At 61.0% G+C, this 24,555-nt stretch carries 21 protein-coding genes; 15 read left to right on the top strand and 6 right to left on the bottom strand.

Features of this window, described 5'->3' with window-relative positions; translation table 11 throughout:
• The first annotated feature begins 155 nt into the window (after positions 1-155).
• From HGP14_RS07540 to dprA, 4 genes are read left to right on the top strand one after another with little or no spacing between them, the layout of a single operon-like run.
• Complete coding sequence (locus HGP14_RS07540; protein ID WP_168829231.1) at positions 156-1,112, top strand: aspartate carbamoyltransferase catalytic subunit; 957 nt, start codon at positions 156-158, stop codon at positions 1,110-1,112.
• Positions 1,109-2,398, top strand: coding sequence for a dihydroorotase (locus HGP14_RS07535; RefSeq protein WP_168829230.1), 1,290 nt, complete (start codon positions 1,109-1,111; stop codon positions 2,396-2,398). The genes HGP14_RS07540 and HGP14_RS07535 overlap by 4 nt, the downstream gene beginning before the upstream one ends.
• 21 nt (positions 2,399-2,419) lie before the next feature.
• On the top strand, positions 2,420-3,040 hold the full coding sequence (gene plsY, locus HGP14_RS07530; protein WP_168829229.1) for a glycerol-3-phosphate 1-O-acyltransferase PlsY: 621 nt from the start codon (positions 2,420-2,422) through the stop codon (positions 3,038-3,040).
• Between the two features lies 1 nt (position 3,041).
• Positions 3,042-4,187 carry a DNA-processing protein DprA gene (dprA, locus tag HGP14_RS07525; RefSeq protein ID WP_168829228.1) on the top strand — a complete coding sequence of 382 codons (1,146 nt, stop codon included), beginning with the start codon at positions 3,042-3,044 and terminating at the stop codon, positions 4,185-4,187.
• Positions 4,188-4,192: 5 nt separating this feature from the next.
• On the opposite strand, the gene HGP14_RS07520 is transcribed toward dprA, so the two are convergent.
• Entirely contained in the window at positions 4,193-4,369 is a 177-nt protein-coding gene (locus HGP14_RS07520) for a hypothetical protein (protein ID WP_168829227.1), read from the bottom strand.
• Between the two features lie 256 nt (positions 4,370-4,625).
• Between HGP14_RS07520 and topA the strand changes: the two genes are divergently transcribed.
• The 5 genes from topA to rpmG all read left to right on the top strand — a co-directional run bounded on the left by topA (position 4,626) and on the right by rpmG (position 11,925).
• Positions 4,626-7,286, top strand: a complete 2,661-nt coding sequence (topA, locus tag HGP14_RS07515; protein WP_168829613.1) for a type I DNA topoisomerase — start codon at positions 4,626-4,628, stop codon at positions 7,284-7,286.
• 2 nt (positions 7,287-7,288) lie between these two features.
• Positions 7,289-9,661 (top strand): ribonuclease R, encoded by a 2,373-nt coding sequence (rnr, locus tag HGP14_RS07510; protein ID WP_168829226.1) that lies wholly within the window; start codon positions 7,289-7,291, stop codon positions 9,659-9,661.
• Positions 9,662-9,762: 101 nt separating this feature from the next.
• On the top strand, positions 9,763-10,224 hold the full coding sequence (locus HGP14_RS07505) for a DUF983 domain-containing protein (RefSeq protein WP_168829225.1): 462 nt from the start codon (positions 9,763-9,765) through the stop codon (positions 10,222-10,224).
• 255 nt (positions 10,225-10,479) lie between these two features.
• Positions 10,480-11,664: an MFS transporter gene (locus tag HGP14_RS07500; protein ID WP_168829224.1), complete on the top strand. Its 1,185-nt coding sequence runs from the start codon at positions 10,480-10,482 to the stop codon at positions 11,662-11,664.
• A 93-nt stretch (positions 11,665-11,757) separates the two neighbouring features.
• Positions 11,758-11,925: a 50S ribosomal protein L33 gene (gene rpmG, locus HGP14_RS07495; protein ID WP_003547442.1), complete on the top strand. Its 168-nt coding sequence runs from the start codon at positions 11,758-11,760 to the stop codon at positions 11,923-11,925.
• A gap of 744 nt (positions 11,926-12,669) precedes the next feature.
• Here the strand turns inward: rpmG and HGP14_RS07490 are convergent.
• Both HGP14_RS07490 and HGP14_RS07485 read right to left on the bottom strand, forming a co-directional pair.
• Complete coding sequence (locus tag HGP14_RS07490) at positions 12,670-14,043, bottom strand: PleD family two-component system response regulator (RefSeq protein ID WP_168829223.1); 1,374 nt, start codon at positions 14,041-14,043, stop codon at positions 12,670-12,672.
• An 18-nt stretch (positions 14,044-14,061) separates the two neighbouring features.
• A complete protein-coding gene (locus HGP14_RS07485; protein ID WP_010065708.1) occupies positions 14,062-14,433 on the bottom strand; it encodes a response regulator in 372 nt (123 codons plus the stop codon).
• Between the two features lie 132 nt (positions 14,434-14,565).
• Between HGP14_RS07485 and HGP14_RS07480 the strand changes: the two genes are divergently transcribed.
• Positions 14,566-14,874: a DUF3572 domain-containing protein gene (locus tag HGP14_RS07480; RefSeq protein WP_168829222.1), complete on the top strand. Its 309-nt coding sequence runs from the start codon at positions 14,566-14,568 to the stop codon at positions 14,872-14,874.
• A gap of 5 nt (positions 14,875-14,879) precedes the next feature.
• Complete coding sequence (locus HGP14_RS07475) at positions 14,880-15,563, top strand: hypothetical protein (protein ID WP_168829612.1); 684 nt, start codon at positions 14,880-14,882, stop codon at positions 15,561-15,563.
• Here the strand turns inward: HGP14_RS07475 and HGP14_RS07470 are convergent.
• Positions 15,538-16,125: a GNAT family N-acetyltransferase gene (locus HGP14_RS07470; protein ID WP_168829221.1), complete on the bottom strand. Its 588-nt coding sequence runs from the start codon at positions 16,123-16,125 to the stop codon at positions 15,538-15,540. The two genes, HGP14_RS07475 and HGP14_RS07470, sit on opposite strands and share 26 nt — an antisense overlap.
• 78 nt (positions 16,126-16,203) lie before the next feature.
• Here HGP14_RS07470 and HGP14_RS07465 point away from each other — a divergent pair, with 78 nt between their 5' ends.
• The 3 genes from HGP14_RS07465 to HGP14_RS07455 all read left to right on the top strand — a co-directional run bounded on the left by HGP14_RS07465 (position 16,204) and on the right by HGP14_RS07455 (position 19,441).
• A complete protein-coding gene (locus tag HGP14_RS07465) occupies positions 16,204-17,496 on the top strand; it encodes a DNA polymerase IV (protein ID WP_168829220.1) in 1,293 nt (430 codons plus the stop codon).
• 134 nt (positions 17,497-17,630) lie between these two features.
• Entirely contained in the window at positions 17,631-18,869 is a 1,239-nt protein-coding gene (locus tag HGP14_RS07460; RefSeq protein ID WP_168829219.1) for a L,D-transpeptidase family protein, read from the top strand.
• 107 nt (positions 18,870-18,976) lie between these two features.
• Entirely contained in the window at positions 18,977-19,441 is a 465-nt protein-coding gene (locus HGP14_RS07455) for a hypothetical protein (RefSeq protein WP_168829218.1), read from the top strand.
• Positions 19,442-19,471: 30 nt separating this feature from the next.
• Here the strand turns inward: HGP14_RS07455 and dnaE are convergent, their stop codons facing one another.
• Positions 19,472-22,957: a DNA polymerase III subunit alpha gene (gene dnaE / locus HGP14_RS07450; protein WP_168829217.1), complete on the bottom strand. Its 3,486-nt coding sequence runs from the start codon at positions 22,955-22,957 to the stop codon at positions 19,472-19,474.
• A gap of 307 nt (positions 22,958-23,264) precedes the next feature.
• Between dnaE and HGP14_RS07445 the strand changes: the two genes are divergently transcribed.
• On the top strand, positions 23,265-23,840 hold the full coding sequence (locus HGP14_RS07445) for a hypothetical protein (protein ID WP_168829216.1): 576 nt from the start codon (positions 23,265-23,267) through the stop codon (positions 23,838-23,840).
• A 16-nt stretch (positions 23,841-23,856) separates the two neighbouring features.
• Here HGP14_RS07445 and HGP14_RS07440 read toward each other — a convergent pair whose 3' ends face one another.
• Complete coding sequence (locus HGP14_RS07440) at positions 23,857-24,540, bottom strand: ABC transporter ATP-binding protein (protein WP_168829215.1); 684 nt, start codon at positions 24,538-24,540, stop codon at positions 23,857-23,859.
• Positions 24,541-24,555: the final 15 nt, after the last annotated feature.

Genomic DNA, 24,555 nt, shown 5'->3' with positions numbered 1-24,555 from the left:
CAGGCAAAAGGAAACCGGAAGTTACGCTTTCCGCCTCCTGCTCTAACGGATTTGCCGCGAAATTCCATTAGAACATGAGCCTTCGCCCACAGCACATGCTTGCCCCCCACCTTTCCACTCATTATAGAGCGCCTGACACAGCAAGAGGCAGGTTCATGGTCTTCTTTCCCCACCGCCACCTCATCGGCATAAAAGGCCTTACCGAGCAGGATATCACCTATCTTCTCGACAAGGCGGACGAGGCCGTCAAGATCAGCCGCCAGCGAGAGAAGAAGACGTCGACTCTTCGCGGCCTGACGCAGATCAATCTCTTCTTCGAAGCCTCGACACGCACGCAAGCCTCCTTCGAACTCGCCGGAAAGCGCCTCGGCGCCGACGTCATGAACATGTCGGTCGGCAATTCCTCGGTGAAGAAGGGCGAGACGCTGATCGATACGGCGATGACGCTGAATGCCATGCGGCCCGATGTGCTGGTCATCCGCCATTCGAGCGCGGGTGCCGCGGCGCTGCTGGCACAGAAGGTTTCCTGCTCGGTGGTCAACGCCGGCGACGGTCAGCACGAACACCCGACACAGGCGCTGCTCGATGCACTGACGATCCGCCGCGCCAAGGGCAAGCTGTCGCGCATCATCGTCGCGATCTGCGGCGACGTGCTGCATTCGCGCGTCGCCCGCTCGAACATCCTGCTTCTGAATGCCATGGGCGCGCGCGTCCGTGTCGTCGCACCGGCAACGCTGCTTCCGGCCGGCATTGCCGACATGGGCGTCGAGGTCTTCCATTCGATGAAGGAAGGGCTGAAGGATGCCGACGTGGTGATGATGCTGCGCTTGCAACGTGAGCGGATGTCCGGCGCCTTCGTGCCGTCCGTGCGCGAATATTATCACTTCTACGGCCTCGACGCCGAAACGCTGAAGGCGGCGAAGGACGACGCGCTGGTGATGCATCCGGGGCCGATGAACCGCGGCGTGGAGATATCCTCCGAAGTGGCCGACGGTCCTCAGAGCGTGATTGCCGAGCAGGTGGAAATGGGGGTCGCGGTGCGCATGGCGGTGATGGAGGCTTTGCTTGTCTCTCAGAACCAGGGGCCCCGCACTGAAGGACTTGGCGCATGAGCAACTCGATCGTTCTTAAAAATGTCCGCATCATCGATCCTTCGCGCAACCTCGATGAAGTCGGCAGCATCGTCGTCAAGGACGGGGTGATTGCCGCAGCCGGAAGCGATGCGCAAAACCAGGGTGCGCCGGAAGGTGCCACGGTGCGCGACTGCAGCGGTCTGATCGCAACGCCCGGCCTGGTCGATGCGCGCGTCCATATCGGCGAGCCGGGTGCCGAACATCGCGAAACGATCGCCTCCGCAAGCCGGGCAGCCGCGGCGGGCGGTGTGACCTCCATCATCATGATGCCCGATACCGATCCGGTCATCGACGACATCGCCCTGGTCGAATTCGTCAAGAAGACGGCAAAGGACAAGGCACTCGTCAACGTCTACCCGGCAGCGGCGATCACCAAACACCTTGCCGGCGAGGAAATGACCGAGATCGGGTTATTGATGGAGGCCGGAGCGGTTGCCTTCACGGATGGCCGCTCCAGCGTCCACGACACGCAGGTGCTGCGCAGGGTCATGACCTATGCGCGCGAATTCGGCGCCGTCATCTCCTGCGAAACCCGCGACAAGTATCTTGGCGCAACCGGCGTCATGAACGAGGGCCTGTTCGCGAGCTGGCTCGGCCTCGGCGGCATCCCGAAGGAAGCAGAGCTCATCCCGCTGGAACGTGACCTGCGCATCGCCCAGCTGACGCGCGGCACCTATCATGCGGCGATGATTTCAGTGCCGGAATCGGTCGAAGCGATCCAGCTCGCAAAGAGCCGCGGCGCGAAAGTCACCTGTGGCATCTCGATAAACAACCTGGCACTCAACGAAAACGACATCGGCGAATACCGGACCTTCTTCAAGCTCTATCCGCCGCTGCGCTCCGAGGACGATCGAGTCGCAATGGTGGATGCACTGGCGACCGGCGCGATCGACATCATCGTTTCCTCGCATGACCCGCAGGATGTCGACACCAAACGCCTGCCCTTCGGCGAGGCGGCCGACGGCGCCGTCGGCCTGGAGACCATGCTTGCGGCGGCGCTCAGGCTGCACCATAGCGGCCAGGTGAGCCTGATGCGGCTGATCGATGCGATGTCGACGCGGCCTGCTCAGATCTTCGGCCTCGATGCCGGAACTTTGAAGCCGGGCGCAAAGGCCGATATCACGCTCATCGACCTCGACGACCCTTGGCTTGTTTCGAAAGACATGCTTCTCTCTCGCTCGAAGAACACGCCTTTCGAGGATGCACGCTTCAGTGGACGGGCTGTCGCGACCTATGTCGCGGGACAATGTGTGCACTCTCTTTAAGAACAGGGTCCGGAGGGGACAATGATTTCCGATCTTTCGACTTGGCAGATCACGCTGCCGCTGGCGCTCGCGGCTGCCGTCATCGGCTACCTGCTGGGCTCGATCCCCTTCGGCCTCATCTTGACGCGGGCAGCCGGGCTTGGTGACGTAAGAAGCATCGGCTCAGGCAACATCGGCGCAACCAATGTGCTTCGCACCGGCAACAAGAAGCTTGCGGCGGCAACGCTTCTGCTCGATGCGCTGAAGGCCACAGCAGCGGCCTGGATCATGAGGTATATTGCCGGTCCTGAGGCAGGCGCCATTGCCGGCCTATTTGCCTTCCTTGGCCACCTCTTCCCGGTGTGGCTCGGCTTCAAGGGCGGCAAGGGCGTCGCCACCTATATCGGCACGCTGCTCGGCATCGCCCCGCTCTTCGTGCTCGTCTTCGCGGCCGTCTGGCTCGCCGTTGCCTTCATCTTCCGCTACTCGTCGCTAGCGGCCCTCACCGCGATGCTTGTCATTCCGGTTGCATTGTGGATACTGGGCGCCGAGAAGGTTGCAGCCGTCATGGCGATCATGACGGTCATCTCCTACTACAAGCACAAGGCCAACATCTCCCGCCTGTTGAGCGGGACGGAAAGCAAGATCGGGGCGAAGGGATAGGATGGACGCAAGCAGCGCAAGGCCAAAGGGAATTGCGCTGACGGAAAGACAGAAGATCGCCTGGCTGCGTCTCATCCGCTCCGACAATGTCGGGCCTGCCACTTTTCGGCAACTCATCGATCATTTTGGCTCGGCGGAAGCCGCACTTTCGATGCTGCCGGAGCTTTCATCGCGTGGGGGCGCGACACGCTCGGTCCGTATTGCAACCGAGGCGGAGGCGCATCGGGAACTGGAACTGGCATACAGATTCGGCGCCCGCTTCATCGCCATTGGCGAGCCGGACTATCCGCAGGCGTTGGGGCAGATCGAAGGCGCGCCGCCCCTGCTTGCCGTCAAGGGGCATCTTTCGGCCGTAAGCCGCCCGGCTGTCGGCATCGTCGGCTCCCGAAACGCCTCGGTCAGCGGTGCGAAGTTCGCCGCCATGATTGCCCGTGATTGCGGGCGCGCCGGCTATACCGTCGTTTCGGGCCTCGCCCGCGGGATCGATACGGCCGCGCACCGCGCAAGCCTCGAGACCGGCACCATAGCCGCCTTGGCCGGCGGGCTCGACCAGCCCTACCCTCCGGAAAATACCGGGCTCCTCGACGAGATATGGAACGGCAACGGGCTCGCCATCAGCGAAATGCCTTTTGGCTGGGAGCCGCGCGCGCGGGACTTTCCAAGGCGCAACCGGTTGATCGCCGGGGTTTCGCTGGGAGTGGCGGTCGTCGAGGCGGCGACGCGTTCCGGCTCATTGATCACCGCGCGGCTTGCTGGCGAGTTCGGGCGGCTGGTCTTTGCGGTTCCGGGCTCGCCGCTCGATCCGCGCTGCCACGGCACGAACGGGCTGCTTAAGGACGGCGCGATGATCGTAACGTCGCCTGAAGACGTGGTCGAGGCGCTGGCACCGCTCTCGCAGCGCGATCTCTTTTCGGCACCCGCGGTCAGGGAGCCGGACGTCGGCGAGGCCGATATGCTGCCGCCCGACGATTCCGAGCGCACGCGCATCGTCGAGGCGCTCGGGCCTTCGCCGGTCGAGATCGACGACGTTATCCGGCATACCGGGCTCGCGGCGTCTGCTGTCTACCTGGTGCTGCTGGAACTGGATATCGCCGGGAGGCTGCACCGGCATCCGGCCGGTCTCGTCTCCCTTGCGATGGGGGATTGAGTTTACTACATGCGGCTGTGAAGCTCGCCGGCCTCCACATAGGCCATCTCGATAAGGTAGCAGAGCATGTCCGCCTTTTCCTTTTCGGCGACTTGATGCAACTCCCCGAGCATCTGGCGGATAAATGCAATGTTTTCCCGCGAGGCCGATTTGCTATTCTTTGTTTCAACCTTTGGCGCCATGAAGGGTCTCTCAACAATTACGGACGGCCACATTGATAGGAGCCTTGACCACACTTGAAGGACGATAATCCCATTATCATAAATTGCAATCTTCAAATAATCACTCTTTGGTTGCAAACCATTGTGGCAAGCAAAATTCTGCATACCCCTTGACCGGAACGATTTCCCTGTCCATGTCGGAGAACCGGTATTCCTCAAGCGGCAAGTATTACGGCGCTCTCCTCGCCGGATGCGGCACTTTTTTTAGAGAATCATGATGAATGTTGTAGTGGTGGAATCGCCTGCCAAGGCTAAGACGATCAACAAGTATCTGGGGTCCGGATACAAGGTGCTCGCCTCCTTCGGACATGTGCGCGATCTGCCTGCCAAGGACGGCTCGGTTCTTCCTGACCAGGACTTCGAAATGCTTTGGGAGGTCGACAGCGCCTCGGCCAAGCGCATGAAGGATATTGCGGACGCGGTGAAGTCCTCAGACGGACTGATCCTTGCAACCGACCCGGATCGCGAGGGTGAAGCGATCTCCTGGCATGTGCTGGACGTGCTGAACAAGAAGCGTGTGCTGAACGGCAAGCCGGTCAAGCGCGTCGTCTTCAATGCCATTACCAAGAAGGCCGTGCTCGACGCCATGGCGGAGCCACGCGACATCGACGTGCCGCTGGTCGATGCCTATCTGGCGCGGCGTGCCCTTGATTATCTCGTCGGCTTCAATCTTTCGCCGGTTCTCTGGCGCAAGCTGCCGGGCGCCCGTTCGGCCGGGCGCGTGCAGTCGGTTGCGTTGCGTCTCGTCTGCGACCGCGAATCAGAGATCGAGCGCTTCATCTCCGAAGAGTACTGGAATATCTCGGCACTGCTGAAGACGCCGCGCGGCGACGAATTCGAAGCCAAACTGGTTGCAGCCAATGGCAAGCGGTTGCAGGCACGCGCGATCGGCAACGGCGAGGAGGCCGGCAAGCTGAAGGCGCTGCTCGAGGGAGCCGCCTATGTCGTCGACAGCGTCGAGGCAAAGCCCGTCAAGCGCAACCCGGGACCGCCGTTCACGACTTCGACGCTGCAGCAGGCGGCCTCCTCGAAGCTCGGCTTCTCGGCCTCCCGCACCATGCAGGTTGCGCAGAAGCTCTACGAGGGTGTCGATATCGGCGGCGAGACGGTCGGTCTCATCACCTATATGCGTACCGACGGCGTACAGATGGCGCCGGAAGCGATCGATGCGGCGCGCCGCGCCATCGTCGATCAGTTCGGCGAGCGCTATATGCCCGAGAAAGCCCGATTCTATTCGACCAAGGCCAAGAATGCTCAGGAAGCCCACGAAGCCATCCGGCCGACGGACTTTTATCGCTCGCCTGACCGCGTGTACAAATTCCTCGACGCCGACCAGATCAAGCTTTACGACCTGATCTGGAAGCGCGGCATCGCAAGCCAGATGGCGTCGGCTGAAATCGAGCGCACGACGGCCGAAATCACCGCGGACAACAATGGCCAGAAGGCCGGCCTGCGCGCCGTCGGCTCCGTTATCCGATTCGACGGATTCATTGCGGCCTACACCGACCAGAAGGAAGACGGCGAGCAAAGCGACGACGGCGACGAGGGTGGCCGCCTGCCGGAGATCAATGCCCGCGAAACTCTCGCCAAGCAGAAGATCAATTCCACGCAGCACTTCACCGAACCGCCTCCGCGCTATTCGGAAGCCTCGCTGATCAAGAAGATGGAAGAGCTCGGCATCGGCCGTCCTTCCACCTATGCTGCCACGCTCGCGACGCTCCGCGACCGCGAATATGTGACGATCGACAAGCGCAAACTGATTCCCCACTCCAAGGGACGTCTGGTCACGGCGTTTCTCGAGAGCTTCTTCACCAAGTATGTCGAGTATGATTTCACGGCCGACCTGGAGGAAAAGCTCGACCGGATTTCCGCCGGCGAGCTGAACTGGAAGCAGGTGCTTCGCGATTTCTGGAAGGATTTCTTCTCGCAGATCGAGGACACCAAGGAACTGCGCGTCACCAACGTGCTGGACTCGCTGAACGAGGCACTGGCGCCGCTCGTCTTCCCGAAGCGCGAGGACGGCAGCGATCCGCGCATCTGCCAGGTCTGCGGTACCGGCAACCTATCGCTGAAGCTCGGCAAATACGGCGCATTCGTCGGCTGCTCGAACTATCCGGAGTGCAACTATACCCGCCAGCTTTCCTCCGAAAACGGTGGGGAAGCCGAAAACGGGGCACTGAACGAACCGAAGAATCTCGGCACCGATCCGGTGACCGGCGAGGAACTGACGCTGCGTTCCGGCCGCTTCGGCCCCTACATCCAGCGTGGCGACGGCAAGGATGCCAAGCGCGCCTCGCTCCCGAAGGGCTGGAAGCCGGAGGATATCGATTACGAGAAGGCGATGGCCCTGATTTCGCTACCGCGCGATATCGGCAAACATCCGGAAACCGGCAAGATGATCTCGTCCGGCATCGGCCGCTACGGGCCGTTCCTTCTCCATGACGGCGGCTACGCCAATCTGGAAAGCGTCGAGGATGTGTTCTCGGTCGGCCTCAACCGTGCCGTGACGCTGATTGCCGAGAAAGCGAACAAGGCTCCGGGCGGACGCGGCCGCGGAACACCGGCCGCGCTGAAGGAGTTGGGCGAGCATCCCGATGGCGGTGCGATCACTGTTCGCGATGGCAAGTACGGGCCCTATGTGAGCTGGGGCAAGGTGAATGCGACCCTGCCGAAGGGCAAGGATCCGCAGGCGATCACCGTCGAGGAAGCGCTCGCGCTGATCGCCGCAAAGGCCAGCAAGGCGCCGGCGGCCAAGGGCAAAGCGAAGCCGAAGGCGAAGGCCGAGGCTGCCGAAGGCAAGGCGACGAAGACAGCCGCCAAGCCAAAGACCAAGGCATCTGCGAAGGCGAAAGCGCCCGCGAAAACGAAAAAGAGCTGACTGTGAGCAAGGCCCCGCGCGAAAGAACGAACACCATGGGCAGACGCCCGGGCAAGATCGGCCGCGCAGACCAAGATGGCGCGGTCGTCGAACCGCTGAACATCGTGCATGGCGCATTGCCGTCTCGCGAAGTCATCCTGCGTTTCATCGCCGATCATCCGCAACAGGCCTCCAAGCGGGAAATCGCCAAGGCTTTCGGGCTGAAGGGCGACAACCGCGTCGAACTCAAGCATCTGCTGCGCGATCTCGAGCAGGAGGGCATGCTGCAGAAGACGCGCAAGTCGCTGATCCGGCCGGGCGCGCTTCCGCCTGTTACCGTTCTCGACATCACCACGCGCGACAAGGACGGCGAACTGATCGGGCGGCCGGCGGAATGGCCGGACGATCAGGGTGTTGCGCCAGCGGTCGCCATCCGCCAGTCGTCACCGGCAGGACGCCAGGGCAAGGGCAAGGCGCCCGTTGCCGGAATGGGCGACCGCGTCGTAGCGAAGATCTTCCCGGCCAAGGACCGAGGCGGCCCCGCCTATACGGCGCGCATCATCAAGATCATCGAAAAGCGCCGCGGCGCGAGCATGGGCGTCTTCCGCACGGCGCCCGGCGGCGCGGGACGGCTGCTGCCGATCGAGAAGCGCGGCGAGGAAATGGTGATCGATCCGGATTATACCGGCGGTGCCAAGGACGGCGACCTGGTCGAAGTCGAGATCGCCCGCCTGGGACGCTTCGGCCTGCCGCGCGCAAAAGTGCTGTCGGTCGTCGGCTCCGTCGGCTCCGAGAAGGCGATCTCGATGATCGCGATCCACGCGCACGGCATCCCGCATGTGTTCCCGCCGGCAGTCATCGACGAGGCCGAGGCTGCGAAGCCCGCGACCATGTCGCATCGCGAGGACTGGCGCGATGTGCCGCTGATCACTATCGACCCGGCCGATGCAAAGGACCACGACGACGCGGTCTATGCCGAGCAGGATCCCTCGCCCGATAATCCCGGCGGCGTGGTCATCACCGTGGCAATCGCCGATGTGTCCTACTATGTGAGGCCCAATTCGGCACTTGACCGCGAAGCGCTGAAGCGCGGCAACTCGGTCTATTTCCCCGACCGGGTGGTGCCGATGCTGCCGGAGCGTATTTCCAACGATCTCTGCTCGTTGAAGGAAGGCGTCGACCGGCCGGCGCTTGCCGTTCGCATGGTCTTCTCGAAGGAAGGCCGAAAGATCGGGCACACGTTTCACCGTGTGATGATGAAGAGTGCCGCGAAGCTCGCCTACAGCCAGGCGCAGGCGGCAATCGACGGCAAGCCGGATGACAAGACCGGGCCGCTGCTGGAACCGATCCTGAGGCCCCTTTGGCAGGCCTATGAGATTATAAGGCGCGGCCGCGACAGGCGTCAGCCGCTCGAGCTCGACATGCCCGAGCGGAAGATCCTGTTGAAACCGGACGGCACCGTCGACCGCGTCTTCGTGCCGCCGCGGCTCGACGCCCACAAACTCATCGAAGAGATGATGATCCAGGCCAACGTCTGTGCCGCCGAAACGCTTGAGAAGAAGCGTCAGATGCTGATCTATCGCATCCACGATGGGCCGACCCTCGCCAAGCAGGAGATCCTGCGGGAATTTCTGGCAACGCTTGGCATTTCGCTTACCAAGGGCGGCAGCGTGCGGGCGAACAGCTTCAACGGCATCCTCGCCAAGGCCGAAAACACACCGCATCAGACCATGGTCAATGAAATGGTGCTCAGGTCGCAGAGCCAGGCGATCTACAGTCCGGAGAACATCGGCCATTTCGGGCTGAACCTCATGAAATATGCCCACTTCACATCGCCGATCCGCCGATACGCGGACCTGATCGTCCATCGCGCGCTGGTCGGCTCGCTCGGTCTTGGCGAAGGCGGCATCACGCCGGAGGAAGAAGCCTCACTTGACGATATCGCCGCCGAAATCTCGACCTTCGAGCGCCGCGCGATGGCGGCGGAGCGTGAAACGGTCGATCGCCTGATCGCCCATCACCTCAGCACGCGCGTCGGCGAAGAATTCGAAGGACGCGTTTCCGGTGTCACGAAATCGGGACTATTTGTCGCTCTCCCTGAATATGGAGCCGATGGCTTCATACCTATATCAACGCTCGGTACGGACTATTTCATCTATGACGAGGCGCATCAGGCGCTGTCGGGTGAAAGGACCGGACTGGGGTACCGTCTCGGGGACGACGTGACCGTAAAGCTCGCTGAAGCGATCCCGCTTGCCGGTGCGCTTCGTTTCGAGATGGTAAGCGAAGGACGCAAGATGCCGACGGCGGTGCGCTCCTTCCACAAGGCTGGCCGCCGCGACAACCGGCAGGCCCGCAACAAGGCCGGGACAAGGCCGCCCAGAGGGCGGCGGTAGAGCATCCTTCCGGGGTGCTCTGCATTTGAAGTGAAGAGCGTCCCTTGTCCGCGCAGCGGGCTGGCGGCGCCCATGCGTGTAGGGACGCAGGAAGGAAGACCATGAGCACCGCCTCCAACGAACAATCGACCCGTTATGGAGAAGCCGAAAAGACCGAACGTCCGCTTGGCCGCTCCATCATGCGCGGCATGCAGAACCGCTGCCCGCATTGCGGCACCGGCAAGCTTTTCAGGGCTTTCCTGAAGCCTGTCGACAATTGCGCCGTCTGCGGCGAGGCGATGTATCACCACCGTTCCGACGACCTGCCGCCTTACCTCACCATCGTCATCGTCGGCCACATCGTCATCGGGGGCTACATGATGACCGACATGGTTTGGCCAATGTCGCTGTGGCTCACCTTCGCCATCTGGACACCCATTACCCTGCTGGCCGCGCTGCTGATAATCCAGCCGATCAAGGGTGGCGTGATTGGCCTGCAATGGGCGCTTCGTCTGCACGGCTTCGGCGGGCACGGCGACGATCACGACGAATACGAGATCCCCGGCCGTCGCCGCTCAATGTAAGCGAACCTTCACGGTCAAGACATATTTCGCATGTAGTGGGCAACGCTTATCGGCGCTGCGGGGTTATCTATGCCTTCAGCGCCGGTCCGGCCAAGTGAATGGTAAAGCGTTTCTAAATGAACATCTTGCCTGATCTATTGCCATCGGCACCGGACTTTCCGTAAACAAAGTCCGTCACTTAGATTTGGTACGCATGTGCCTTTCTATGTGTCACAAAAAACGGGCGATTCGCTTTAGTCACTCAAGGATGAATTAATGTCTCAGCCGAGAAACGGCACAGCGGGCGATGTCGAAGAAATCCATTGGCCGTCGCTGGTTGCCGCGATCTCGTCGATTTCCGCCGTGGGAATCGCAATCGGCCTCGGACTTCCGCTTCTCAGCATCATCCTGGAAAAGCGCGGCATCCCCTCAACGCTCATCGGCCTGAATACCGCCATGGCGGGGGTCGCCGCCATGATCGCAGCACCGATCACGACGAAACTCGCGCATGAATTCGGCGTCGCATCGACCATGCTCTGGGCGGTGGTGATCGCGGCTCTCAGCGCGCTCGGATTTTATTACGCGGAGAATTTCTGGCTCTGGTTTCCACTGCGCTTTGCCTTCCACGGCACGACGACCACCCTCTTCATCCTCTCCGAGTTCTGGATCAACGCGGCCTCGCCCCCTTCAAAACGCGGCTTCGTACTGGGCATCTACGCGACGGTGCTTTCAATCGGTTTCGCCGCCGGCCCCCTGCTCTTCTCCATCCTCGGCAGCGACGGCATAATGCCGTTTCTCGTCGGCGCGATTGCGATCCTGCTTGCAGCGATTCCGATCTTCATCGCCCGGCATGAAAGCCCCATCCTTGACGAGAAGCCGGAGCTGCATTTCATGCGCTACGTCTTCCTAGTGCCGACGGCGACCGCAGCTGTCTTTATTTTCGGCGCCGTCGAGGCGGGTGGGCTTTCGCTCTTTCCGATCTACGCGATACGCGCGAACTTCACCGAAACGCAGGCGGCACTGCTGCTGACGGTCATGGGTGTCGGCAACGTCATCTTTCAGATTCCGGTCGGGCTGCTCTCCGATAAGATTTCCGACAAGCGCCCGCTTCTCGCCGGGATGGCCTTCATGGGCCTTATCGGCTCACTGATGCTTCCGGTCCTCTCCCATAGCTGGATCATGATGGCGCTGGTGCTGCTTTTCTGGGGCGGTTGCGTCGCCGGCCTCTACACCGTAGGCCTCAGCCATCTCGGCTCACGCCTGACAGGCTCCGATCTTGCCGCGGCAAATGCCGCCTTCGTCTTCTGCTACGCCGTCGGCACTGTTGCCGGTCCACAGGTGATCGGTGCGGCAATCGACGTTGCCGGAAACAACGGCTTTGCGTGGTCAATCGCCTGTTTCTTCGGCCTTTATGCCATACTGGCCGGCATAAGGCTGCTTTTCCTCCGAAAGCGGGCTTGACTTTTCGGGCGGGATTCGTAGTTTCGCGCCAGAATTTGCCGTGGAGCCCATCCGGCTTTCCACGGCTTTCATTTTCTTAAAGGCAGGACGACCATGGCCAAGGCTACCACAATTAAGATCAAGCTGCTGTCGACGGCCGACACCGGTTTCTTCTACGTCACGACGAAGAACAGCCGTACGATGACGGACAAGATGACGAAGACCAAGTACGACCCGGTTGCTAAGAAGCACGTCGAGTTCAAGGAAACCAAGATCAAGTAATTCTTGATTTCGGGTTGATTCAAGGAGCGCGCGCCATCCGGTTGCGCGCTTTTTTGTGCCTTGCGCGCCAGTTGCCACCATGTCAGCGCAAACAGAAACGCCGTCCTTCCGCAAGGGGAAGGACGGCGTTTCTGTTGAATTGGGGGCCGGCCAGCAGGCAACGCGGCACGAGGAACCGCTTGAGTTGCGTGCTAGCCGGCCGACCCCACGACCCAGGAGATGCGGCGGACCTGAGCATCATGGGGTATGACGGCGCCTCCAAAAGGAGCGCTTTCTCTATGAGCCGATAATTTGCGCAAAAATGAAAGAAAATCAACAAATTCTTAATCGCCGGAATTCCTAGCATGCTCCTATGGTTAAAAGTCCAACTTCGGGACAGCCGGGTGCTAGCCGATTGATCTCTGCAGCCATAAAATGAAATAGTTTCGGCCAAGAAACCACTCGATATATCGCAGTAGCACTATGGATGCTGACCTTACGTAAGACATCGGACACTTCGATTGCACCAATAGCACCCTCTCCGAAGCTGCCCCTCAAAACGTGCTATTCTTATATGGCAGCGCTGCTGTTCTTATCCCCACTCGCGATATTTCCAGAAATGGCCTCTTATATTTAGAGATCCACTTCCAAGCGGCACTGTCTGAAGACTGGGCCGTTTCTCCGACGCCTTTATTACAAATGTTTAAGGATTAGCGTTTTCCGGTGGAAAACTACTCTTTCGATCCGTTGTGAAGTCGAATTTGATCAGGCGGCAGCAGCAACAACGCGGTTTCGACCGGTGTTCTTTGCTTCGTAAAGAGCAAGATCTGCCTGCTTCATAAGCTGGTCGGGCGTGAGGACGGAAGACAGGCGCGATGAAATGCCGAAGGAGGCGGTGACGTTCAGCGCCTGCTCTGCCGATTTCAGCTGGAAGGGAATGCTCTCGACCGCTGCCCGAAGCCGCTCGGCAACCGCAGCAGCCACTTCAGGCGAGGTATCCGGCATCACGACAACGAATTCCTCGCCGCCATAGCGGCACGCGAGATCGGCGCCGCGCACCGTCGAGCGGATGCGGTTGGCAAATTCCTTGAGCACCTGGTCGCCGGCATCGTGGCCGTGCGTATCGTTGACCTGCTTGAAACGGTCGATGTCGGTAATCAGCACGGAAAGCGGCCGGCCTCGCGCCATCGAACGGCTGAAGAGAAGGTTGAGATGATTGTCGAGATAGCGGCGGTTGTTGAGGCCGGTCAGCGGATCGGTGACTGCAAGCTCGATGGTCTGCTTAACGCTGGCGCGCAGACGGTCGTTGTAACGCTTGCGGCGGATCTGCGTCAGGCTGCGAGCAATGAGCTCATTCGTATCGACCGGGCGGATGATGTAGTCGTTGACCCCGAGATCGAGCGCCCGGATGACCATGTCATCGGCGCCCTGCTCCGTGATGATCAGGATCGGCAGGAAGCGGGTGCGCTCAAGGGAGCGGAACTGCGAGCAGAGCCGCAACGGATCATAGTCGTCGAAATTGGCGTTGACGATCACCAGCTCAAAGGCGTTTTCGGCCGCTTCGAACAATGCTGCCTGCGGATCGGAAATGGCAGTCGCTTCGGCGATCGGCCTCAGCGCCTTGATGATGCGCTCCTGCGAGTTGGCGCGGCTGTCGACCAGCAGAATCTGGCCGGCCTCTTCCGCGCGCCCTTCATTGCCTCGCAGCATGTCTTCGATGCCCATCGTCTGCGCTGTCTCGGCGCGGATGCGCAGTTCATCGCTCAACGTCTTCAGGCGCAGGAGGCTTTTCACGCGGGAAATGAGTTGGAGGTCGTTGACCGGCTTGGTGAGGAAATCGTCGGCGCCCGCCTTCAGGCCGCGCACGCGATCGGCTGGCTGGTCCAGTGCCGTCACCATCACCACCGGAATATGCGATGTTCTGGCGTTCGCCTTCAGCCGCGCGCAAACCTCGAAGCCGTCGAGCCCCGGCATCATCACATCGAGCAGGACGAGGTCGACCTGGTTGCGCTCGCAGATCGCCAGCGCCTCATAGCCATCGGCGGCCGTCAGCACGTCGAAATATTCCGCAAGAAGCCGCGCTTCTAGCAGCTTCACGTTCGCCGGAATATCGTCAACCACCAATATGCGCGCAGTCATAAACGTCTTTCAGATGCGCTAGGCATCGCCGAGATAGGTCTTGATCGTTTCGATGAACTTCGGAACCGAGATGGGCTTGGAGACATAGGCTTCGCAGCCGCCCTGGCGGATGCGCTCCTCGTCGCCCTTCATTGCAAAGGCCGTCACTGCAATCACCGGGATGACGTGCAGCTCGTCGTCTTCCTTCAGCCACTTGGTGACTTCCAGACCGGAAACTTCCGGAAGCTGGATATCCATAAGGATCAGATCAGGTCGGTATTTGCGAGCAAGATCAAGCGCTTCCATGCCATTTCGGGTTTGAATCGTGGTATAGCCGGACGCTTCGATGAGGTCGCGAAAGAGCTTCATGTTGAGCTCGTTATCTTCTACAATCATCACCTGTTTGGGCATGGCACGCTCATCCTTACGTCCCCTTGCTGCCGCCCGCGCCGTGACGGAAAATCTGCGGGCGCGCGATTCAAGGAAACCGATAGCTGCAAACTACCGGTATTTGGTTGAAAAAAAGGTAACTCACCCAGCGAAATGCAAAGCAACTTCAAGACTTCCAAACAATTAGCGAAAGACCCGCAGGAAACCGCCATCGCTGTTCTCGGCTGGCTCGCCAATGAGCCGGACCTGTTCTCGCGTTTTCTAGCGCTGACGGGCGTCGAGCCGGCCCAGGTCCGCAACGCCATCAACGACCCGGGTTTTCTCGCCGGCATGCTCGATTTTCTGATGCAACACGAGCCGACGGCAATGGCTTTCTGCGAAGCGAGCGGCACGACGCCCGAGACCCTCAGTGCCGCATGGCGGCATTTCTCCTCCCCCGGCCTCGATTCGGGAGAATACTGAGCGTGATGGAGGCCGAAACGCTCGATATCACTCACGTGCGGTTGGGCGACCGGCCGCTGATCGTCTGCGATGTCGATGACGTCGTGCTGCAGTTTATCGATCCTTTTCAGCGCTTCCTTCTGAGCGAAGGCCATGAGCTTTTGCCGCGTTCCTTTCGCCTGCATGGCAACATCGTCTCCAGAGATGGCGTTGCGCTGGAGGATATCCATGTCAGCCGGCTGATCGACACCTTCTTCGAACGGCAGGAAAAGTGGCAGTTGCCGCTTTCGCTCGCCGTCGAGACACTCGGCCGGCTCGCCGCCGATGCTGACATCGTTTTCCTCACGGCAATGCCGCCGGTCTATGCCGACCGGCGGCGGCGGCTGCTCGATCGGTTCGGCCTCGCTTACCCACTGCTCGCGACCCGTCAGCCGAAGGGCCCGGTGGTGAAGACCCTGCACGGCACGCGCGCCCTGCCCGTCGTTTTCATCGACGACATGGCTATGAACCTTCATTCGGTGCGCGAACATGTCGAGAGCTGCCTTCTACTTCACATGATGCCGGTTTCCGAAATCCATCGTTTCGCGCCGGCGGCCATGGATGGCATTCCACGCATCGCCACCTGGGACGAAGCCGCGTCCCTGATCGGCCGGCATTTCGACGACGCCAACGCCGCGCGAAGCCTCACTGCTGCAAATCCAGCCGCATGAGCGGCCTTCCGTCCTTTCGCCTCGCCACAGGCGCGAAGCCCGCGGCATCGAAGATCGCCGTCGAACCGATGCAGAGCGTCACCGATTTCGATTGCTTCGTGTGGTCGATGGGACAGCCTTCCAGATAGCGCGCGCCGTTTTGCTTCGCGTGGTCGATGGCGGCCCGCAGCAGATGGTGACTGAGGCCCTTGCCGCGCAACGGCGCCGAAAGAAAGAAGCAGCTGACCGCCCATACCGAGGGGTCCAGAGCGTCGCCATCCTCCAGCGGGCGCGAAACGGTGCGTGGCGAGTTGAACTGCGGAACGTCATGCCGCGGCCCCACCTGCACCCAGGCCACTGGCTGGTCTTCCGCATAGGCGAGAATACCCGGCGGCGGACCGGCGGCGATGCGGGTCTTGATATGCGCCTTCCGCTCATCCGGCCGCATTTTTGTGCGCGCCGCATGCGGCAGCCTGAGGGCCACGCACCAGCAGTCGCAGAAGGCGCCGCGCGGGCCGAAAAGCGTTTCGAAATCTGCCCAGCGCCCGGGCGTCACCGGCTCAAAACGCAGCTCGATATCCAAGGTCAATTCTCTCCCGTCTCTTGAGACTCAAAAGCTTAAAGCGTAATCTGCGGATGTTCAATCTTTGTTCCCACCACGATGATGCTCAAGCCAGACAAGACACCCGGCTTCTGTCGCGACTGCCTTGCCGAGCAGAAGAGCGAAGCGCGCCGTTGCGCGGCCTGCGGCAGCCCTCGCCTCGTCCGGCACAAGGAACTCTATGACCTGACGCTCGCCCATATCGACTGCGACGCCTTCTATGCGGCCGTCGAGAAGCGCGACAATCCGGACCTTGCGGACAAGCCGGTCATCATCGGCGGCGGCAAACGCGGCGTCGTCTCCACCGCCTGCTATGTCGCCCGCATTCACGGCGTTCGCTCCGCCATGCCGATGTTCAAGGCGCTGGAAGCCTGCCCGCAGGCGATCGTCATCCGCCCTGATATGGAGAAGTACGTCAAGGTCGGCCGTGAGGTCCGCGCCCTGATGCAGGAACTGACGCCGCTGGTGCAGCCGCTTTCGATCGACGAGGCCTTCCTCGAGCTCGGCGGCACCCAGCGCCTGCATCACGATCCGCCGGCGCGCACGCTCGCAAAATTCGCGCGCCGCGTCGAAAAGGAGATCGGGATCACGGTTTCCGTCGGGCTTTCCTATTGCAAGTTCCTCGCCAAGGTGGCCTCCGACCTGCAGAAGCCGCGCGGCTTTTCCGTCATTGGTCGTGAAGAGGCCGTCGAGTTTCTGGCGCCGCGGCCGGTCACCATGGTCTGGGGCGTGGGCAAAGCCTTCGCGGCGACGCTCGAAGCAGACGGCATCCGCACGATCGGCCAGCTTCAGACAATGGAGGAACCGGACCTCATGCGTCGCTACGGCAGCATGGGCCAGAGGCTTGCGCGCCTTTCGCGCGGCATCGACGACCGCGAGGTGCACCTCAACGATCCGGCCAAGAGCGTCTCTTCCGAAACGACCTTTTTCGACGACATCTCCCGCTATGACGAACTGGTACCGATCCTGCGCAACCTCTCTGAAACAGTCTCCTGGAGGTTGAAGAAGAGTGGCATCGCCGGGAATACCGTCGTCCTGAAGATGAAGACGGCAGACTTCAAATCCCGTACCCGCAACCGGAAACTGGAAGACCCGACGCAGCTCGCCGACCGGATTTTCCGCACCGGCATCGAACTTCTGGAGAAAGAGACGGACGGAACGAAATTCCGCCTGATCGGCATTGGCGTCACCGACCTTTGCGACCCGGGACGCGCCGACCCGCCGGATCTCATCGACCAGCAATCCACGCGGCGCGCGGCGGCGGAAGCCGCCATGGACAGGCTGCGCGACAAATTCGGCAAGAAAACCGTGGAGACTGGCTATACGTTCGGCGGCGGCAAGCGCGACGGATAGTCTGCCAACCACGCCGCCGGAGCGGCCTCAAAATCACCAATGCGTGAGGACCGCTTTGAGCCACGAATGCTCAAGGCTTCCTTAAACATCGTGCCATACTGTCCCGGACAAGTATTGCGTATTGGTTGGATAACATGTTCTCGCGTTTAGTTTTCGGCCTCGGCTTGCTGTCGGCGACCGCACTCGTGCATCATGCAGCGCTTGCGGCCGACGCTCGCACCCTGCAAATCTTCGTTTCAAAGAACAAACAGTCGCTTACGGTCTATGACGGGGCGGAAGTGGTGGCGACGTCGAAGGTTTCGACCGGCAAGGCTGGGCACACGACGCCGAGCGGCATCTTCTCCGTTCTCGAGAAGCAGAAGTATCACGAGTCCAACCTCTATTCGGACGCTCCCATGCCCTGGATGCAGCGGCTGACCTGGTCCGGCATCGCGCTCCACGAATCGAATTCAGTGCCGCGCTATCCCGCCTCGCACGGCTGCGTGCGCATGCCTGCCGCCTTTGCCCGGGAACTCTATAAGATGACGGACCTGAGCGTGCCGGTCATCATCAGCGATGCCGAAGTTGCGCCGGAGCCGATCGTGCATCCCAATCTTTTCCATCCCGAAGTGCCGGAGCCGCCACTGCTGCTCTCGGATGTGCAACTGCGCCCTGCGATCGGCGACACCGGCGGGAAGTCCGTTCAACTGGCGATGAACACGGTCGGGCCTCAGCCTGTAGCGGCCATCGTGGCACCTGAGAACACCGATCCGATCCGCATTCTGATCACCCGTCGTACGCAGCGCGAGACCGTGCTCGATATTCAGACCTATCTCAACCAGCTGGGCTTTTCGGCAGGCAAACCCGACGGCCTGCTCGGCACGGCGACCATTCAGGCCATCAACCTTTTCAAAGCTTTGCGACCGGCGCTTTTCAGGGGCGACAAGGCCCTCGTCAGCGATACTCTCCTAAGGGAAGTTTATGCTGCGGCAGGCAAAGGCGAACCGCCGAACGGCGTCATCATGGTGCGTCAGGATTTCAAACCCGTGTTCGAGGCGCCGCTGACCATCGAAAATCCGCGGCTCGCACTTGGCACGCATTTTTTCACGCTGCACGCTGTTGATGCCGAGAGCGGCACGGCCAACTGGCTGGGCGTGACGCTCAAGAATGATCTCTACCGGGAGACGATGAAGCGGCTCGGAATTGCAAACCAGGAAAGCTCGATCGTAACGGGCACGCCGATCGCCAACGCGCTGTCGCGCATCTCTCTCCCGGACCAAACGCGCCGGAGGATCGACGGCATGCTGGCAGCCGGTTCGACTTTGACGATCACCGACAGCGGCATCGGCCCCGAGACAGGCGCCGGCACGGATTTCATCACGATCACGCGATAAAGCTGATCTCACAGGTCTTGAACCTGGCGTGTCAGTTCCTGGATTTTGGGAATCAGGATAATCGATCAATGCAGCGGTGGCTTGATCGAAAATGGGAATGCTGACGCATGTACGTCCTGAAGCCCGGCATCAAGAAAAATCCCGAAAAGCGGTGGGCGCTGCCTGACCGTATCTTCTTCGGCTATGGCGCGTGCCATATCCTCGCAGGCGTCTTCCTTCAGTGCCCGCCTCTTGAAGGCTTCCATGCTGAGCGCATCATTCCGCATGAAAGCTTTTGGGGAGGACATATGTATGTGACGAACGGCATCATCGCCTTCGATTACCACGGCTACTCCGGGCGCGAACGGCTCCTGGAACACCATCGGAAGGGCTGGGCTTCTCATAGTCCGGGGTGGGGCTGTGCGATCGAGCGAGTCGATTTCGATCCGCTCAATACGGCCGAGCTCAATCAACGGAAGATGCGCGGGCCCGATCAATATCTGCATGATCCAATCCCCCGGGCACGCAACTTCATTGAGCGTAGAAACCATGCGAGGGATGCGGCGAAGGCGCTCGAAACGACCTTCGCTTGAATTCAAAGCAACTGCGGAAATCTTGAGGAGCTAGACCAGCTCGACATCGATGATACCGGGTGCGGCGCGCAGTGCGGCAGCAATCTCGGGCGTGATGCGGTATTTCTGCGGCAGCTCGACTTCGACCTCGCGCTTGCCCTCTTCCTTGATGACGATGAAGGAAACGAGGCCGTCGCCCTTGGCGTTGAGATGCGCCGCAACGGCGCGCAGCGGGCCCGAATCGCGGACATAGACGCGCAGCGCCTTTTGCATCTGCAGCGACTTTTCCTCGAGTGACTGGATCGTCTGCAAGCGCAGCCCGACGCCCTCCGGCCGCTCTTCGCCGGTGGCCGTGAGCACGAAGGATTTTCCAGGCTCCAGCACATCGCGGTACTGATTCAGCATTTCGGAGAACAGAACGGCTTCGAACTGCCCCGACGAATCCGAGAAGACGATGATGCCCATCTTATTGCCGGTGCGCGTCTTGCGCTCCTGCTTCGAAATGACGGTCCCGGCAAGGCGGGCATTGGTTGCCCCTTGCTTCACCGCGGTCGAGAACTCCGCAAAGGTCTGGACACGCATCTTCTGCAGGATGCTGTTGTAGCTGTCGAGCGGGTGAGCCGTCAGATAAAAGCCCAGCACCTGGAACTCCTTGAGCAGCCGCTCGGACGCGAGCCAGGGCGCAAAGGGCGGCAGCGCAATCTTCTCCGGCCCGGATGACAGCGCACCGCCGAAGATATCTGACTGGCCGCTTAGCTTGTTTTCCTGCGCGCGCTGCGCGTAGCCCATGATGCGATCAAGGCCGGCTGCGAGCTGCGCACGGTCCTGGCCGAAACAATCGAAGGCGCCGGCATAGATCAGGCTTTCCAGCACGCGCCGGTTGACCTGGCGCGGGTCGATGCGCAGGCAGAAATCCTCGATGCTTGCAAACACCGTGTCGCCGCGCACTCCGACAATGTGATCGACGGCATTTTCGCCGACGCCCTTGATGGCTGCGAGCGCAAAGTAGATGCGGTTGTCGCCGGTTTCGAAATGACGGAAGGAGGTCTGGACGGAGGGCGCGATGACTTCGATGCCGAGGCGCTTGGCATCCTGACGGAAGTCGTTGACCTTATCGGTGTTCGACATGTCGAGCGTCATCGACGCGGCCAGGAACTCGACCGGGTAATGCGCCTTCATGTAGGCGGTCTGGTAGGAAACGATGGCGTAGGCGGCGGCGTGCGATTTGTTGAAGCCGTAGTTTGCGAACTTCGCCAGCAGCTCGAAGATGTTGTCGGCCTGCGGCTTCGACACGCCGTTCTTGACGGCACCGTCGACGAAGCGCTCGCGCTGCTGGTCCATCTCGGCCTTGATCTTCTTACCCATGGCGCGGCGCAGAAGATCGGCTTCGCCGAGCGAATAGCCGGACAGGACCTGGGCGATCTGCATCACCTGCTCCTGGTAAACGATGACGCCCTGCGTTTCCTTCAGCAGATAGTCGATCGTCGGATGGATCGACTCGACCTCCTCCTCGCCATGCTTGCGGGCATTGTAGGTCGGGATATTCTCCATCGGGCCCGGGCGGTAGAGCGCCACGAGCGCGATGATGTCCTCGATGCAGTCCGGCTTCATGCCGATCAGCGCCTTACGCATGCCGGCACTTTCAACCTGGAACACGCCGACCGTTTCGCCGCGCGACAGCATCTCGTATGTCTTCGTGTCGTCGAGCGGGATCGAGGCAAGGTCGACATTGATGCCGCGCTTGGCGACGAAATCGACCGCAACCTTCAGCACCGTCAGCGTCTTCAGGCCGAGGAAGTCGAACTTGACGAGACCGGCCTGCTCCACCCACTTCATGTTGAACTGGGTGACCGGCATGTCGGAGCGCGGATCGCGATACATCGGAACCAGCTTCGAGAGCGGACGGTCGCCGATGACGATACCAGCGGCATGCGTCGAAGCGTGGCGGTAAAGGCCTTCGATCTTCTGGGCGATATCGAGAAGCCGCGCTACGACAGGCTCCTTCGCCGCCTCTTCCTGAAGCTTCGGCTCCTCCTCGATCGCCTTGGAGAGCGGCGTCGGATTGGCCGGGTTGTTCGGCACCAGCTTGCAGATCTTGTCGACCTGGCCGTAAGGCATTTCCAGCACGCGGCCGACGTCGCGGAGGGCGGCGCGCGCCTGCAGCGAACCGAAGGTGATGATCTGGGCCACCTGCTCGCGGCCGTATTTCTTCTGAACGTAGCGGATCACCTCTTCGCGGCGGTCCTGGCAGAAGTCGATGTCGAAGTCGGGCATCGAGACGCGTTCCGGATTGAGGAAGCGTTCGAAGAGCAGCGAGAAGCGCAGCGGATCGACATCGGTGATCGTCAGCGCATAGGCGACGAGCGAGCCGGCGCCCGAACCGCGGCCCGGGCCGACCGGAATATCATGCTGCTTCGCCCATTTGATGAAGTCGGCAACGATCAGGAAGTAGCCCGGGAACTTCATGCGCTCGATGACGCTCAGCTCGAACTCGAGCCGCTCCCGGTAATCCTTTTCCTCGTAGCCCGCAGACATGCCGAGCGTCGCAAGGCGCATGTCGAGCCCCTCTTCCGCCTGGCGGCGGAGTTCGAGCGCCTCAGCGCGTTCCGCCTCCTCGGCATCCGCCGTTGCGCCGGTAAAGCGCGGCAGGATCGGCTTGCGGGTCTTCAGAATGAAGGAGCAGCGGCGGGCGATCTCGACCGTGTTTTCCAGCGCTTCCGGCACGTCGGCAAAGAGCTTTGCCATTTCGGCGCGGCTCTTCAGGTAGTGATCGGGCGTCAGGCGGAAGCGGCTGTCGTCGGAAACGATGGAGTTGTGCGCAACGGCCATCAAGGCATCATGGGCATCGTAGTCGTCACGCGTCGGAAAGAATGCCTCGTTGGTTGCCACCAGAGGCAGGTCGTGATCGTAGGCAAGCCCCACGACCCTTTGCTCATGGCGCTTGTCGTAGGTTCCGTGGCGCTGCAGCTCGACATAGAGCCTGTCTGCGAAGAGGCGCTTCAGGGTGAGCAGCCGGCTCTCGGCCTGCGCAGCGTGGCCGTGCTTCAGCGCCATGTCGATGGGACCGCCGAGCGCGCCCGTCAGCGCGACCAATCCCTCGGTGCCGGCCTCCTCCAGCCAGGACGCCCGGATATGGATAGCCTGGTTGTCCTCGCCGCCGAGGTACGCGCGGCTGACGAGATCGACGAGCCGCTCGTAGCCTGCGGCGGTCGCGGCAAGCACGACGATCGACGGTGGCTTGAGCAGCGCCTGCTGACCGCCGCGCTTTTCGGTCTCCAGGCCGTCTTCCATGTCGATCGACAGCTGGCAGCCGATGATCGGCTGCAGCCCCTCCTCCATCGCTTTTTGCGAAAACTCGAGAGCGACGAACAGGTTGTTGGTGTCTGTGATGGCGATCGCCGGCTGGCTGTCGCCGGAGGCCTTGTAGAGGATTTTCTTCAGCGGCAACGCGCCTTCGAGGAGCGAGTAGGCCGAATGGACACGCAGATGGACGAAACCCGGCGTACCGCCGATGATACCGCTCTCTGCATCCGCCATGTCATGCCCTTTCAATCGCTCGAATGAATCGGCTGCATTGTCGAGGTTGCCGGCAGCGATGTCCAGAAGTAGTCCCCTATTCGGACTGTATGACGCTATACAGTCCCCTCAAAAATTACATTGACATCAGAATCAGCGAGAAGCTGGCTACGAACATTGCGATGGAGGTGAATGCTGCGATATCACGGATCAGGTCAGTCATTTGGCTCTCCTTTACTTGTTATGTTTTTACTTTGTTCCGCTATTGTTCTGGTGTCAACAGGAATCTCTTCCGTTTGGTTAACGACGGAAAGCTGGAGAACAAATCATGAAGATTGTAGTTACCATTCTTTGCTGGGCGTTCCTTGGGACTGCCGCCTCGGCTGAAACAATCGATCCCGCACGCATCGTCGATGCCGCCACGGGTGACTGGGATCAGGATGGCCTGCAGGACCTCGCAGTCCTGGCGGCACCGGCGGAAGACGGCGGCGAGATCGGCATCTACATCTATCTTCGAGACCAGGATCATCATCTCCTGCGGCTTGCCGTGAGCGCGCCCGGCAAGATCCGGGGCAGTACCGACGCCGATGGCGTGTTCGGGCAGGAACCGTCTATCAAGGCAGCCGGCAAGTCGTCGATTGCGATCTACTCACAGAACAGCGCGATGGGCCGCGACCGTTGGGATCAGACATTGACGCTTGCCTATCGAGACAAGCAATTCATCGTCGCCGGCTACACCTATACGCATTATGACACGCTCGATCCCAATGCCGGCGGTTCCTGCGATTACAACGCCCTGACCGGAAGCCTGCAGAAGGACGGCAAGAGCGTTAAGGCCGCGCCGAAGACAATCGCCATACATGACTGGACCGACGAGACCGGTCAGGCGATCTGCGGAAAGTAGCCTTGCTGCGCGTCTCTCAGAACTCGACGAGCTTGCCCTCGCTGATGGTCACGCGGCGGTCCATGCGGCGGGCGAGTTCGTGATTGTGCGTGGCGATCAGTGCCGCGAGTCCGGACTGTCGGACGAGCGCCTCGAGGGCGTCAAAGACGTAGCTTGCGGTTTCGGGATCGAGGTTCCCGGTCGGCTCGTCGGCCAAAAGCAGCGCCGGCGCATTGGCGACGGCACGCGCAATCGCGACGCGCTGCTGCTCGCCGCCCGATAGCTCGGCTGGCCGATGAGTGCCGCGATGGCCGATGCGCATATAGTCGAGCAGCTGCGCTGCGCGTTCAGCGGCCTCCTTGCGCGGAAGGCCGGCGATCATCTGCGGCATCATGATGTTTTCGAGCGCCGAGAATTCCGGCAGGAGGTGGTGGAACTGATAGACGAAGCCGATCTCGCTACGGCGGATCGCGGTGCGCTTCTCATCCGACAGTCCTTCGCAGGCATGGCCGTTGATCATGACTTCGCCGGCATCGGGATGTTCCAGCAGCCCGGCCACGTGCAGCAGCGTTGATTTGCCCGTCCCCGATGGGGCAACCAGTGCAACGATCTCGCCGCTATGGAGGGCAAAATCGGCGCCCTTGAGAATGCTAAGCAGCGTTTCGCCCTGGCCATAGTGACGCTCGACGCCGGAAAGCTTGAGAACGACGTTCCGATTCATTGAAATCTGCATTCC

The sequence above is a fragment of the Rhizobium sp. P32RR-XVIII genome (assembly GCF_012641395.1).
Taxonomy (GTDB): domain Bacteria; phylum Pseudomonadota; class Alphaproteobacteria; order Rhizobiales; family Rhizobiaceae; genus Rhizobium.
The sequence above is the reverse complement of the archived record's forward strand: the minus strand, read 5'-3'. Positions and strand labels throughout refer to the sequence as shown.